This is a genomic window from Oceanihabitans sp. 2_MG-2023 (assembly GCF_030547245.1).
GTDB lineage: Bacteria > Bacteroidota > Bacteroidia > Flavobacteriales > Flavobacteriaceae > Oceanihabitans.
The window spans coordinates 5001-20331 of record NZ_JAUOQT010000004.1 but is presented as its reverse complement, the minus strand read 5'-3'; the positions used below and the strand labels follow the sequence as shown (position 1 = coordinate 20331).

The following is a 15331-nucleotide window of genomic DNA, read 5'->3' as shown; positions in this document are numbered from 1 at the left end:
AATTTTAATCGTTAACCTTTTTATACTAAACAGATATATAATTATGAAAAAGATTTTATCCCTATTATTCGTTTCAGCATTAGGAGGAGCAATTACTCTAGGTGCTTATAAAATTTTTATGGAAAAAGAACAGCATGTTGTAGTGCAAGAAAAGCAAGAACAACCTTTTAGTTTTCCTGTAAACCACACAAGTAATGCAAATTTTACTCCAGATAGAGATGTGAACTTTGAAGCTGCTGCAGAAAAAACAGTACATACTGTAGTTCACGTAAAAAACACAACAATAAACTCTAAACAAATGACCTATGAAGATTTGTTTTTTGGAAGACAACCACAACGTGCACAAGTTGGTACGGGTTCTGGTGTTATCATTTCGCCAGATGGTTATATTATTACCAATAACCATGTTATTGCTGGTTCTAGAGAGCTTACTGTAACAATGAATAACAACAAAACCTATGATGCTACTATTATTGGTACAGATGAAAAAACAGATATTGCCTTAATTAAAGTGGAAGCTGATGAAGAATTACCATTTACTGTTTTTGGCGATAGCGACGAAGCCAAAATTGGCGAATGGGTTCTTGCAATTGGTAATCCTTTTAATTTAACATCAACAGTCACAGCTGGAATTATTAGCGCAAAATCAAGAGATTTATCTGGTTTAAGCAATCAGTCTTTTATACAAACAGACGCTGCTGTAAATCCTGGGAATTCTGGTGGTGCTTTGGTAAATACAAATGGGGATTTAATAGGAATTAATACTGCTATTACATCGCAAACGGGATCTTATATTGGCTATTCTTTTGCTGTACCAAGTAATATTGCAAAAAAAGTAGTACAAGATATTATGGAATTTGGTAATGTACAAAACGGAATTCTAGGTGTATCTGGAAGTCCTATAAGTTCTGGTTATGCTGAAAAATTCGGATTAAACACAAGCGAAGGGTTTTACATTGAAGAAGTAGAAGAAGACTCTGGAGCAGATATAGCTGGATTAAAAAGCGGTGATATTATTCAAAAATTAGAAAATGTAGATATTAAAAAATTCTCCGACTTAAAAGGATTTCTAAACTCAAAAAGTCCGAAAGATGTAATTAACGTTACGGTTTTAAGAAATGGAGAACAAAGGGTTTTTCCTGTAACATTACTTAAAAATGAAACTTTAACCGTTCCCATTATTGGAGTAATTAAAAATGCAAAAGCAAAAGACCTTAAAAAATACAAAACAGACAATGGTGTAAAAATTGCAAGTTTAACCAATAACAAGAACTACTTAGGCTATTGGATGAACAACGGCGTACAAGTTGGTGATATTATTACTGCTATTAACGATATTAAAGTAAATAGTATTGAAGATGTACAAACCATATTAAAAAATAGACAAACTAATGAATTGTTACGCATAGAACTAATAAACTCTAAAGGCGAAAAAGAAAGATATAACTTTAGATAATTCTAAAAAAAACACCTTTTTATTACAAACGCTCTAGCCTTTTCTAGAGCGTTTTTATTTTGTGTAAAATTAGCTACGAAAACGTTTGAAATATGTTACTTTTGCAAAAAAATTAACAACACAAAAATATTTTAACAATGCCTATTAACGAAACTTATGAAAGCGAATTAGCTTTTCAAGCAGATAGACGTAGAGCTACTGTAGAATTTATTAAAATAGTAAGCGACCTTTGGTACGATAAATCTATCGAACTAGTTATTTTTAGAAATCAATTAATAGATAAAAATGTTAGCGACATTTTAAACTTACATGAATATGCTTGTGAGTTTGTACAAAAACCAATTTCTATTTTTGATTCTGTAGAAATTGCTCAAGCAATTAAGACCCTAGACCTTCCTCCTGCCAAATTAGATATTGGTAAATTAACCTATGAGTACCACATAGAAGAAGGAAATTACAATAATGCAACTGCATTTGTAGCCGACAAACTTAAAGATGCTAGCAAAAATGGAAGTATTAAACCTAAAGATGTAGTGCTTTATGGTTTTGGTAGAATTGGTCGATTAGTAGCTAGAGAATTAATGACCAAAGCTGGTAAAGGAACTCAATTACGTTTAAGAGCTATTGTAACTCGTGGTGCAGTTAATGCAACTGTTTTAGAAAAAAGAGCTTCTTTATTACGTAACGATTCTGTGCATGGTGATTTTTCTGGAACCGTTTCTATTGACGTCGAAAATAGCGCATTAATTATTAATGGTACAACCGTAAATATTATTTCTGCAAACGCACCAGAAGATATAGATTATACAAAATACGATATAAATAACGCTTTAGTAATTGATAATACTGGAGCTTTTAGAGATAATGAGGCTTTAGGAAGACACTTAAAATCGAAAGGAACTGATAAAGTATTACTTACTGCGCCAGGTAAAGGTGTACCAAATATTGTACATGGTGTAAATCATAGAGAACACAATCCAGACGAAGTACATGTTTTTTCTGCAGCTTCATGTACCACAAATGCTATTACACCAATTTTAAAAGCGGTAGAAGATTCTTTTGGTGTAAAATCTGGACATCTAGAAACGATTCATGCATATACTAATGATCAAAATTTAGTAGATAATTTTCATAGTAAATACAGACGTGGACGTGCAGCTGCATTAAACATGGTAATTACAGAAACTGGAGCAGGAAAAGCAGTTAGCAAAGCCTTACCTAGTTTGGAAGGCAAATTAACTTCTAATGCAATTCGAGTTCCTGTACCTAACGGATCTTTAGCGATATTGAATTTAGAACTAGAGAAACCAACTTCTGTAGATGGCTTAAATACTATAATGAAAAAGTATGCCTTAGAAGGAAACTTAGTAGAACAAATAAAATATGAACTTAGTGACGAGTTAGTTTCTAGTGATATTGTTGGTAGTTCTGCTCCTTCTATTTACGACAGTAAAGCAACTATTGTTAGAGAAGATGGTAAAAATGCAATCTTATATATATGGTATGATAACGAATATGGATATAGCCACCAGGTCATTCGTTTAGCAAAATATATTGCAAAAGTTAGAAGACATACTTATTACTAAAACATCTAAAGTTTAATTACTAACGTATATATTTAAGCCTCACTTTTGTGAGGCTTTTTAATTAAAAAAAATTATGTTAAATCTTTGTTTTTGTAATCATTTTGAAAGGCATTAAGCATCTAAATAAACATAATTTGTTATTTTCGTAAAAAATAAACCAAACTAATTTTCTAAATGAATTCTTTTAAATTTCTTATAATTCTATCCATATCTTTATTCTGTACTACTATTAATGCACAAACAAATAATGCGGAAGAAGAAGACAACCTTTCATTAAATAGTGGCACAATAGATAATCAATTTGAATATATTTTAAGAAAGTCTGGAAATTTTAAAGGTACTAATGGACAACCTTATGAAGCTGTTAAACGAAGTATGCTACTCACTTTAAGAGCGCACACTATTGACTCTTTAAAAACGGTGCATAAAAACTTAACCAAAACGCAAGCTGTAGTAAATAGTCAAGCAAAAGAAATTGCTACTTTAAAAGCAAGTTTAACAAATACGCAAGGTACTTTAGAGCAAACTAATCAAGAAAAAGATAGCATGTCTTTATTTGGAATCCAAATGAGCAAATCTGGATATAACGTTTTAATGTGGTCTATTATTGGAGCTCTATTAGCCTTTTTACTATTTTTTATCTACAAATTTAAAAACAGTAATGCAATAACTCGAGAAGCAAATAAATCTTTATCCGAAATAGAAGAAGAGTTTGAAGAACACAGAAAAATAGCTTTAGAACGTGAGCAAAAAGTTAGACGTCAACTGCAAGACGAATTAAACAAACAAAAAAATAATAGCTAATCTTTATAAAATAATACCTCAAGGGAATCTTGAAATAATTAAAAAATCTGTAATTTCACATTACAGATTTTTTTTATGAATATAATTACTGCAACAATAGATCATATAGAAGCGTTAACACCTCTTTTCAATAATTACCGAATTTTTTATAAACAAGCATCAAATCCTGAAGCTGCAAAAGCATTTTTAAAGAAACGTATAGAAAATAAAGACGCTGTAATCTTTATAGCTTATTTAAAAGAAAAGGCTGTTGGTTTCACGCAGTTATACCCTTTGTATTCTTCAGTTTCTATGCGTGAAATGTACTTACTAAATGATTTATATATAGATGCAGCATATAGAAACCTTGGTATTGGAGAAGCACTTATTAATCAAGCAAAGGTTTTATGTCAACAAGAAAACAACAAAGGTTTAGCTATTCAAACTGCTGCAAATAATCCTGCGCAAAACCTTTACAAACGATTAGGTTTTAAACCAGATTCCGATTTGCATTTCTTTTGGAAAAACTCCAAAGTTTAATCCTTTATTTTTCATCATATTCTTTGCATCTTTGCAACTTATAAAAAATACGCATGAGAATTGATATTATAACCGTTTTACCAGAATTATTAGAAAGCCCATTTAGTGCTTCTATACTTAAACGTGCCATTGAAGCGGATTTGGTAGAAGTACACTTTCATAATTTACGTGATTATACCACAGACAATTACAAATCTATAGACGATACTCAATTTGGTGGTGGTGCAGGAATGGTCATGATGATTGAACCCATAGATAAATGTATTACTAGATTAAAAGAAGAACGTCAATACGAAGAAGTGATATACATGACTCCAGATGGAGAAACCCTAAACCAAGGAATGGCAAATCATCTTTCTTTAAAAGAAAATATTATTATTCTATGCGGACATTACAAAGGTGTAGACCAACGCGTTCGCGATCAATTTATTACCAAAGAAATCTCTATTGGAGATTATGTTTTATCTGGTGGAGAACTTGGGGCAGCTGTGCTATGCGATGCGATAATACGATTAATTCCAGGTGTTTTAGGAAACGAAACTTCTGCGTTAACAGACTCTTTTCAAGACAATTTACTAGCGCCACCCATTTATACAAAACCAAGAGAATACAAAGGATGGCAAGTACCAGAATTGTTATTTAGCGGTAACCATGCTAAAATAGAAAAATGGCGTGAAGAACAAGCTTATCAACGTACTAAAGATAGAAGACCTGATTTATTAGACGATTAATTAAAAACCATTTTAAAATCCACATATGCTACCAAGAATAGAGACTGTATCTGAAAAAAAATTAGTTGGAAAAGCTGTTAAAATGTCTTTAATAGATAACAAAACTTTCGAATTGTTTTCTGGTTTTATGCCAAATAGAAACTTAATAAAAACTACTATTGGTTCAGATATATACGAAGTAACAGAATATAATGTGGATTATTTTAAAAATTTTAACCCTAATAATAACTTTAAAAAATGGGCAACTTTAGAAGTTGAAAATACAGAGAACATTCCTGAAGGCATGCAAAGTATAACTATAGCTAGTGGTTTATATGCTGTTTTTACCTATAAAGGATTAGCAAAAGATTTTTCTAAAATGATGCAATACATTTTTACCGAATGGTTACCAAGTTCGGAATATGCACTAGATAACAGGCTTCATTTTAATGTACTAGGACAGAAATATATTCATGATTCACCAGCATCTGAAGAAGATGTATACCTACCTATAAAGCAAAAATAATAAACAATATATAAGTTAGAAACAGATTGCTGCGTTAAGGATTGAAAGGTTGTTTGAGCTCTTTTTTGTTATTTTTAAAAAAAAAGCGAGCCTGGAAAGCCTGACTTTTTGTGTTGCTATTGTGTATTGAGCACCTAAATATACTTACAAAAAGTAACGCCCAAACCCTTATAATTCATAAGTTTAAAAAGTTTATTTATTTTTTATTTTGTTGCTTGGTAATTGTATTTTTATATCTATATTTGCACCACTTTTGAGCTAACCTCTGGCGAGAATCGCGAATGTTGCCTTGAAATAACTAATAAAAATTAATAAAGATGGAATCTTTAATAAAATTTGTACAAGACGAGTTTGTAACAAGAAAAGACTTTCCAGAGTTTGGAGCTGGAGACACTATTACAGTGTATTACGAAATTAGAGAAGGAGAAAAAGTACGTACACAGTTCTTTAGAGGTGTTGTTTTACAACGCAGAGGAACTGGATCATCAGAGACATTTACTATTAGAAAAATGTCTGGAACTGTTGGTGTAGAACGTATTTTCCCTGTAAACTTACCTGCTTTACAAAAAGTAGAAGTAAACAAAAGAGGTAAAGTACGTAGAGCACGTATCTTCTACTTTAGAGGTCTTACTGGTAAGAAAGCTAGAATTACAGAAAAGAGACGTTCTTAATAAACGTTTAATATTATTTTTAAAAGCCCTGAGAAATCAGGGCTTTTTTTCGTCTCCATGTTATCAACAAAAGTTAATAACTCTTGTTTACAAAACGTTGATAACTAACACCTTGAAGCGTTTGTTGTTTTAAGTTCTTGTTGTATATTAGCTAAAGAATTACAAATCACAACTGTGAGTTTCTTGTTAAAGAGAATGAAAATTGAAATTCTATAGAGAAACGTTCTTTATTTAATTGTTTTTTGAGGTTTTAAAGTAACATGTGTAAATGTGATTCACTGAAAAATCATGAAGTTTTAAAAAGTAGTATATGCTTAGGCAGATAGTAACTAGTAAAATGGAAAGCTTTAATAAGTAGTTGACACGAAAGTGAAAACTATTAAAAAAAGTAATATTTAATAGAAATGTATCACGAAAGTGAAACAAAAAAAATAAATATCAAGAAAAACAATTAACAGAAACATTTTAGTAACAAGTCAATACATTTTGAAAGTTACAACATAAAATGTTTATTGATATAGTGAAACTTGAAACCATAATTGTTTTAATATGAAAATTTTAAATCAATGTTAAATGGATCATGCCTAACTATTTCAAAGAAAGCCATATCCCACTAGATTAAATTCTATGTGATATGGCTTTTGTGTTATATATGCTTTCTATACATTTACAAAAACAATCCTTATTATATTTTTAAATGAACCTTCCTTTTATAAACGATATAACTTACAAAAATAAAGATTATACTACTACAGAATTAGCAAAAGCCGAGTACGATAATTGTACCTTTATAAATTGTATTTTTACTAATAGCTACTTAACAAACAATTCGTTTTTAGAATGTGAATTTATAGATTGTAATTTAAGTAACGTTAAAGTTAAGGGAGTAACATTTAAAGATATAAACTTTATTAATTGTAAAATGATTGGCTTTCCTTTTAACGAATGTAATTCCTTTCTACTAGAACTAAATTTTAAAGATTGTAATTTAAGTCTATCTTCCTTTTATTTATTAGATATTAAAAATACTTTTTTTAATACTTGTAATCTAGAATCTGTTGATTTTACAGAAACAAACCTAACGAATGCTAAATTCTCTAGCTGTAATTTATTGGAAGCCATCTTTGACAACTCAAACCTTGAAAAGGCAGATTTTACAACTGCAAAAAATTATACCATCCATCCAGAAAAAAACAAAATAAAAGCTGCAAAATTTAGTAAAAATGGATTATTGGGCCTTTTAAGTATGTACAGAATTAAGGTGGAATAAAACATATTTCGTAATAATAATTCTCTTTTATTAAAATCTTCTTAAATATGATGTATCAAAACTATACTTATTTCGATTAACTAGTGCTTTTTTGTATATTTGCTAAGCTTAAATTTTAAGCACTATTAAATTCCGCAAACAAAATAAACATGACAAAAATTTCTACAATAATTTACACGAAGACTGATGAAGCTCCTGCGTTAGCGACACATTCTTTTTTACCAATAGTTCAAGCTTTTACAAACTCTGCAGGAGTAAAAGTAGAAACCAGAGATATATCACTAGCTGCCAGAATATTAGCTGCTTTTTCAGATTTATTACCAGAAGATCAACGTGTTAATGATACATTAGCAGAATTAGGAGAATTAGTAAAAAAACCTGAAGCTAATATTATTAAACTTCCTAATATTAGTGCCTCTGTACCACAATTAAAAGCTGCAATTTCTGAATTACAAGAGAAAGGATACGCTTTACCTAACTATCCAGATGAAGCAGAAAATGCTGAAGAAAAAAATATAAAATCTCGTTACGATAAAGTAAAAGGTAGTGCTGTAAATCCGGTATTACGTGAAGGAAACTCCGATCGTCGTGCACCTAAAGCAGTTAAAAATTATGCAAAAAAGAACCCACATTCTATGGGAGCTTGGAGTAAAGATTCAAAAACACATGTGGCAACGATGACACATGGTGATTTTGCACATAATGAAAAATCAATAACATTAGCAGATGCTACAACTATAAAAATTGTTCATACAGATAGTAAAGGAAATCAAACCAACTTAAAAGAAGGTTTAGATCTACTTAAAGGAGAAATTATTGATGCAACAATAATGAGCAAAAAAGCCTTAATTGCTTTTTTAGAAGAACAAGTTGAAGATGCTTTAGACAAAAGCGTATTGTTTTCATTACACATGAAAGCAACAATGATGAAAGTTAGTGATCCAATTATATTTGGTCATGCAGTACGAGTTTTCTTTAGTGACTTATTTGAAAAACATGGTAATACATTCGATAAAATTGGTGTAGATGTTAATAATGGTTTTGGAAACTTACTAGATAAATTAAGTGAATTACCTGAAACCAAACGTGACGAGATTAGAGAAGATATACGTTATGCGTTAGATCATAGTGCCGATTTAGCTATGGTTAATAGCGATAGAGGTATTACAAATCTACATGTACCAAGTGATGTTATTATTGATGCATCCATGCCAGCAATGATTCGTACTTCTGGGCAAATGTGGAATGCAGAAGGAAAACAACAAGACACAAAAGCAGTAATTCCAGATAGTAGTTATGCAGGAATGTATATTGCTACTATTGATTTTTGTAAAAAACATGGTGCTTTCGATCCTACTACCATGGGAACTGTTCCTAATGTTGGACTAATGGCCCAAAAAGCAGAAGAATACGGCTCTCACGATAAGACTTTCGAAATAGAAAGTGATGGGAAAGTTGAAGTAATTGACGCTTCAGGAACTGTTCTTTTAAATCATAAAGTAGAAGCTGGAGATATCTGGAGAATGTGTCAAGTAAAGGATGCGCCAATTCAAGATTGGGTAAAATTAGCAGTTACACGTGCTAAAGCATCTCAAACTCCTGCTGTTTTTTGGCTAGATAAAAAAAGAGCGCATGATGCCGAATTAATTAAAAAAGTAAACACTTACCTTTTAGATCATGATACTTCTAACTTAGATATTAGAATTCTTGATCCAATTGCTGCAACTAATTTTACATTAGAAAGAATTAAAGATGGTAAAGACACTATTTCAGTTTCTGGAAACGTTTTACGAGATTACTTAACAGATTTATTTCCTATTTTAGAATTAGGTACTTCTGCTAAAATGCTTTCTATTGTTCCTTTAATGAATGGTGGCGGTTTATTTGAAACTGGAGCTGGAGGTTCTGCACCAAAACACGTACAACAATTTGTAGAAGAAAACCATTTACGTTGGGATTCTTTAGGTGAATTTTTAGCACTTGCAGTTTCTTTAGAACACCTAGGAGAAACAAATAGCAATGAAAGAGCTAAAGTTTTAGGGGCTACTTTAGATGATGCTACCGAAAAATTATTAGAAAATAAAAAAGGCCCTTCTCGAAAAGTTAACGAATTAGATAACAGAGGAAGCCATTTTTATTTAGCAATGTACTGGGCAGAAGCTTTAGCGAATCAAGATAAAGATGCCGATTTAAAAGAAACCTTTACTCCTATTGCAAAATCTTTAAGCGAAAACGAAAGCGTTATTGTAAATGAGCTAAATGAAGTACAAGGAAAACCTGTAAATATAGAAGGTTATTATGAGCCAAATGATACTTTAACTAGTAAAGCAATGAAGCCAAGTAATACCTTTAATACTATTTTAAATACAATAAAATAATTCAAAATTAATCTAAAAAAGCTCCTTTCTAGGAGCTTTTTTTATACATTTAATTCAAAATTATTAATACATGTCAAAGAAAATAATTAATTTACTTCTATTCTTTTGTTTTAATGTATCCTCCATAATTGCGCAAGAAAAAGTCACTTTAAGCGGTACTATTCAAGAGGCAGTAAGTAATGAAACACTTATTAGCGTAAACATCATCATCCCAGAATTACAAACAGGAACAACAACAAATGAATATGGTTTTTACTCTATTACAGTACCAAAAGGAGACTACAAAATAATTATTAGTTATATTGGTTTTGCAGATGTTGTCGAAACAATTAACCTTTCGCAAGACATTACAAAAAATTACTATTTAGAAGAAGCTACTCAAAATCTAGAAGAAGTTGTAATTAAAGAAAATGTAGAGAGATTAAATATTAAAAAGCCACAAATGAGTGTCAATGCACTCTCTTCAAGTACCATTAAACAAATTCCTGCCATACTTGGCGAACCAGATGTTATAAAAGCTATAACTATGCTCCCAGGTGTTACTACTGCTGGCGAAGGTGCTTCAGGCTTTAATGTTCGTGGTGGTGCCGCTGACCAAAATTTAATTTTACTAGACGAAGCTACTATCTACAACTCTTCCCATTTATTTGGTTTCTTTTCGGTATTCAACCCAGATGCTATCAAAGATTTAAAACTATACAAAGGAGGTATTCCTGCTCGTTATGGAGGACGTGTTTCTTCCGTTTTAGATATCTATCAAAAAGAAGGAAACAGTAATGGTTTTCATGCTAATGGTGGTATTGGTATTGTTTCCAGTAGACTTTTATTAGAAGGTCCAATTAAAAAAGATAAAGCCTCTTTTCTTTTAGGAGGAAGATCGTCTTATGCGCATTTATTTCTCCCACTTTTCGATATAGATAGCAAAGCATATTTCTATGATTTAAACACCAAAATAAGCTATAAAATCAATAAAAACAATAATGTATATTTATCCGGTTACTTTGGCAGAGATGTATTTAGCATTAGCGAAAGTTTTAAAAATACCTATGGTAATTCCGTTTTAAACTTTAGATGGAATCATTTATTTTCTGATAAATTATTTTCCAATATGTCATTAATATATTCCGATTATTACTATGGACTAAATTTAGATTTCATTGAGTTTAATTGGAATTCTGGTATTAGAAACTTCAATTTTAAATACGACTTAAAACATTACTTAAACGATAAAATAAAATTACAATATGGTTTAAACAGTATCTACCATAAATTTAATCCTGGTGAGATTGAACCTTCTAGTGAAACTTCAGGAATAAACCCTAGAAAATTAATAGATAAATATGCTTTTGAAAATGCGGTTTATATCGATGCCGAACATAAATTAACCAAAAAATTAACCGCCTCTTACGGTTTGCGTTATAGTTCCTTTTTACGTTTAGGTCAAAAAGAATTAAATATTTACGAAAATGATAACCCTATTATTTTTAACGAAGCACTTCAAATTTATGAAAAAGCAGATCCTATAGACACCGAATCCTACAGTAGAAGTGAAGTTCTAAAATCATTCGGCAATCTAGAACCAAGACTTGCATTAGCCTATCAATTAAATGAAAATTCTTCTATAAAAGCTAGTTATAACAAACTAAGTCAGTATTTACATTTACTTTCTAACACTAGTTCTCCTACACCATTAGATGTTTGGACACCAAGCGGACAGTATGCAAAACCACAAATTTTAGATCAAGTTGCTATTGGTTATTTTAAAAATTTTAAAGACAGAACTTATTCCCTAGAAGTGGAATCCTTTTATAAAAAAATAAAAAACAGAATAGATTATATAGATGGTGCAAATTTAATTGCGAATGATGCTATCGAACAAATTATTTTAAACGGAAGAGCAAGAGCTTATGGTTTAGAAATTTTATTCCGAAAAAATGAAGGTCGTTTTAAAGGTTGGTTTGCTTATACTCTTTCTAAATCCGAACAGCAAACACCTGGCAGAACAGCAATAGAAACCGGAATAAATAATGGAGATTGGTACAATACGCCTTACGATAAAACACACGATATTTCTGTTACAGCTAGCTATGATCTAAATAAAAAATGGACCTTTAATGCCAACTTTATATTTCAATCTGGACAACCAGTAACCTATCCTAACGGACAATACGAATATAATGATTTAACCATACCGAGTTATACCAATAGAAACGAATACAGACTACCTAGCTATCATCGTTTAGATATCTCAGCAAATTACACACGAAAACCAGACAAGAAAAAAGGATTACAAAGTTATTGGGTTTTTGGTGTTTATAATATGTATAACAGACGTAATGCAGCATCCATAAGCTTTAGAGAAAACTCCGATACAGGAACAAACGAAGCTGTTAAACTCTCTATTTTTGGTATCATTCCTTCTGTATCCTATAATTTTAAATTTTAAGAAAATGAAGCAAGTTATAATACTAATATTACTATGTGTTTTTACATTCTCTTGTGAAGATGTCATAGATATAAACGTACCTACCGAATCCCCAAAGTTAGTTATAGATGCATCTATAAATTGGTTAAAAGATACCCCAGGAAATGAACAATCCATAAAACTTACTTTATCTGCCGATTTTTATGAAGACCTAATTCCACCAGCAAATAATGCTCAAGTAAGTATTACTGATTTAAATAATAATACATTTGATTTTGTGGAAGATGGTCAAACAGGAATTTACCAAAACAATACATTTATTCCAGAAATTAACGGTGTTTATAATCTAACCATTATTTACAATGATGAAGTATATAACGCAACCGAAACATTAAAATCGGTTAGTGAAATTGATTTCGTAGAGCAAGAACTCAATGGTGGTTTTACTGGTGAAGAAACAGAAATAAAAGTCTATTTTACAGATCCAGCAGAACAAGAAAATTATTATTTTTTCGAATATGTGTCAAGCATAGAGGATTCCCCAGTATTAGATACGCTTACCGACGAATTTATTAACGGTAATCAAATTTTTGGCCTATATATAGAAGAAGACCTAGAGCCTGGAGATACTATAACAGCTAAACATTTTGGAGTTTCAGAACGTTTTTACGAATTCATGTTTTTACTCTTGCAACAAACCAGCGATGATGGTGGAGGTCCTTTTGAAACCCAACCAGCAACCGTTCGCGGTAATTGCATTAACCTAACCAATCCAGAAAATTTTCCGTTTGGTTATTTTAGGCTTTCCGAAGTTGCCGAAATACAGTATACTATCCAATAAATTAATTTGGGCGTTACCTTACAAAACTTTATGGTTTTGCAAGGTCGTGCTGTACACTATATCTTTTGTAAAAAAACAAAAGGATGCCGTTTCCATCACTAACGCAAAACAAAATTCGTATTTTTACAAAATGACATTCATTAAAACCACAGAACAAGATTCAAACTATAATCATCTAGAAAAGATGACTATTAACGAATTGCTTCAAAACATAAATAAAGAGGACAAAACAGTACCATTAGCTGTAGATAAAGCATTACCTCAAATAGAAAAATTAGTATCTAAAATTGTAGAAAAATTAAAATCTGGAGGACGTTTATTTTATTTAGGAGCAGGAACAAGTGGACGATTAGGAATTTTAGATGCAAGCGAATGCCCACCAACATTTGGTGTATCACACGATTTAGTTATTGGCATCATTGCTGGAGGTGATACAGCAATTAGAAGCGCTGTAGAGTTTGCAGAAGATTCTACAAACCTAGGTTGGAAAGATTTACAAGAATATAATATTAGTGACAAAGATGTTGCTATTGGCATTGCAGCATCAGGAACTACTCCTTACGTAATAGCTGCTCTAGAAAAATGCAATCAAAATAATATAATTACAGGTTGTATAACATGTAATCAAGACAGTCCTTTATCTAAAACAGCAAAATTTCCAATTGAAGTAATTGTAGGTCCAGAATTTGTAACCGGCAGTTCTAGAATGAAGGCAGGTACAGCACAAAAACTGGTTTTAAACATGATTACGACAAGTACTATGATTCAATTAGGCCATGTCAAAGGAAATAAAATGGTAGATATGCAATTAAGTAATAATAAACTTGTAGACAGAGGTATTAGAATGATAAAACAAGAATTAAATATTACTAAGGGATTAGCCTCCAAGTTATTAAACAAACATAAAAGTGTAAGAGCTGCTATTAAAAATTACAAAGATGGAAACGAATAAAACAGATAAAGATATTCTTGTAAAAGGAATCAAGACAATGGGAATAACTCTTATTTGCATGTTTCTTGGACCTTCACTACTCTATGTCGCTTTTACCAATGAAGATAAACCTTTATATATTCCACTTATAATTTTAGGAATTATTATTTGTGCTTCTGCAATATTTTTTGCCTTTAAAGGCTTAAACACTATTATGAATAGTATGTTTAAAAAAAAATAGTTATTTCAAAATTATTTGTCTTGGAGTAGTAGGGTTATAACCAAATGTTTCATCTTCAATTTCTACATCAATTCGATCCAAAATATAACTTATTATTGCATAATGGTGAATAGTATGGCTATTAGCTTGAGCTAGGATTGCAGAGAACGTATAATTCAATTTTGTTTTTCCCATACCTAAATCATCTATAACAAAAACTTCTCTGTTTATTTCTGTCCCTTTTAGCTTACTAACCTTTTCTATTAAAGTGTTTAAATAACAAGTTGCAGTATCACAACACGTTTCCACATCAACATTTCTATTTCTGGCTGTTAAATCTATTTCTCTATTAACTTCACTAAAAATACAGTTATAAAAATCTAGAATATGTCTTATATGCGAGCCAACACTAGAAAAATATGGAGGTACTGAAATATCTCCAAGTTGATCATTCGATAGTTTAGATAATAAAACTTGGGATTTACTAAGCGTATTTAAGGTAGATTTGATAACTATATCCATAAAGACTAATTTAACTAAATAATTTTAATATTAAAATTTATTTATATTTAGTCTTATAATCCAAGTAGCCTTACAAATTATAGTATATAAAAAAAACCCTTCAATAAATAAATATTGAAGGGTTTAAAAAAGGCGACGACCTACTCTTCCACAATGTAGTACCATCGGCGCAAATGGGCTTAACTTCTCTGTTCGGAATGGTAAGAGGTGAGCCCCATCGCTATAATCACCTTAAGCTTTAGTCCCGCATTTGTTACGGGATCTCTTTCTTATAAGCTTTAAAAGCATATTGAAAGATAAATATCTTAACATATTGAAAAAATAACATGATTGTTTATAATAATTGTATGGAACTTTATAAAAAACAGGCGTACAATAAGCCTATGGGTTATTAGTATCACTCGGCTATGACATTACTGCCTTTACACCTATGACCTATCAACGTAGTCATCTCCTACGACCCTTTAAAGAA

At 30.9% G+C, this 15331-nt stretch carries 14 protein-coding genes and 2 rRNA genes (1 of these 16 running past the window's edge); 13 read left to right on the top strand and 3 right to left on the bottom strand.

The window, feature by feature from the left end; genetic code table 11:
- The first annotated feature begins 43 nt into the window (after positions 1-43).
- The 13 genes from Q4512_RS09535 to Q4512_RS09475 all read left to right on the top strand — a co-directional run bounded on the left by Q4512_RS09535 (position 44) and on the right by Q4512_RS09475 (position 14358).
- Positions 44-1456, top strand: coding sequence for a trypsin-like peptidase domain-containing protein (locus tag Q4512_RS09535; RefSeq protein WP_303424051.1), 1413 nt, complete (start codon positions 44-46; stop codon positions 1454-1456).
- Between the two features lie 137 nt (positions 1457-1593).
- Entirely contained in the window at positions 1594-3042 is a 1449-nt protein-coding gene (locus Q4512_RS09530) for a glyceraldehyde-3-phosphate dehydrogenase (RefSeq protein WP_303424050.1), read from the top strand.
- A gap of 174 nt (positions 3043-3216) precedes the next feature.
- The gene (locus Q4512_RS09525; protein WP_303424049.1) at positions 3217-3846 is read left to right on the top strand and encodes a tRNA (guanine-N1)-methyltransferase; all 630 of its coding nucleotides are present in this window, start codon (positions 3217-3219) and stop codon (positions 3844-3846) included.
- 75 nt (positions 3847-3921) lie between these two features.
- Positions 3922-4365, top strand: coding sequence for a GNAT family N-acetyltransferase (locus Q4512_RS09520; protein WP_303424048.1), 444 nt, complete (start codon positions 3922-3924; stop codon positions 4363-4365).
- A gap of 53 nt (positions 4366-4418) precedes the next feature.
- Positions 4419-5096, top strand: coding sequence for a tRNA (guanosine(37)-N1)-methyltransferase TrmD (trmD, locus tag Q4512_RS09515; protein WP_303424047.1), 678 nt, complete (start codon positions 4419-4421; stop codon positions 5094-5096).
- Positions 5097-5121: 25 nt separating this feature from the next.
- Positions 5122-5601, top strand: coding sequence for a GyrI-like domain-containing protein (locus Q4512_RS09510; RefSeq protein ID WP_303424046.1), 480 nt, complete (start codon positions 5122-5124; stop codon positions 5599-5601).
- A gap of 317 nt (positions 5602-5918) precedes the next feature.
- On the top strand, positions 5919-6272 hold the full coding sequence (rplS, locus tag Q4512_RS09505; RefSeq protein ID WP_303424045.1) for a 50S ribosomal protein L19: 354 nt from the start codon (positions 5919-5921) through the stop codon (positions 6270-6272).
- Between the two features lie 697 nt (positions 6273-6969).
- The gene (locus Q4512_RS09500; protein WP_303424044.1) at positions 6970-7542 is read left to right on the top strand and encodes a pentapeptide repeat-containing protein; all 573 of its coding nucleotides are present in this window, start codon (positions 6970-6972) and stop codon (positions 7540-7542) included.
- A 149-nt stretch (positions 7543-7691) separates the two neighbouring features.
- Entirely contained in the window at positions 7692-9920 is a 2229-nt protein-coding gene (locus tag Q4512_RS09495; RefSeq protein WP_303424043.1) for an NADP-dependent isocitrate dehydrogenase, read from the top strand.
- Between the two features lie 70 nt (positions 9921-9990).
- The gene (locus Q4512_RS09490; RefSeq protein WP_303424042.1) at positions 9991-12366 is read left to right on the top strand and encodes a TonB-dependent receptor; all 2376 of its coding nucleotides are present in this window, start codon (positions 9991-9993) and stop codon (positions 12364-12366) included.
- A 4-nt stretch (positions 12367-12370) separates the two neighbouring features.
- Positions 12371-13186, top strand: coding sequence for a DUF4249 domain-containing protein (locus tag Q4512_RS09485; RefSeq protein ID WP_303424041.1), 816 nt, complete (start codon positions 12371-12373; stop codon positions 13184-13186).
- A gap of 130 nt (positions 13187-13316) precedes the next feature.
- Entirely contained in the window at positions 13317-14138 is an 822-nt protein-coding gene (murQ, locus tag Q4512_RS09480; protein WP_303424040.1) for an N-acetylmuramic acid 6-phosphate etherase, read from the top strand.
- Positions 14125-14358, top strand: coding sequence for a DUF6095 family protein (locus Q4512_RS09475; protein WP_303424039.1), 234 nt, complete (start codon positions 14125-14127; stop codon positions 14356-14358). The genes murQ and Q4512_RS09475 overlap by 14 nt, the downstream gene beginning before the upstream one ends.
- Here the strand turns inward: Q4512_RS09475 and Q4512_RS09470 are convergent, their stop codons facing one another.
- The 3 genes from Q4512_RS09470 to Q4512_RS09460 form a co-directional block, all read right to left on the bottom strand.
- Entirely contained in the window at positions 14359-14859 is a 501-nt protein-coding gene (locus Q4512_RS09470) for a hypothetical protein (protein ID WP_303424038.1), read from the bottom strand.
- 127 nt (positions 14860-14986) lie between these two features.
- A 5S ribosomal RNA gene (gene rrf, locus Q4512_RS09465) occupies positions 14987-15093 on the bottom strand.
- A gap of 137 nt (positions 15094-15230) precedes the next feature.
- A 23S ribosomal RNA gene (locus tag Q4512_RS09460) occupies positions 15231-15331 on the bottom strand; it runs 2720 nt beyond the window's last position.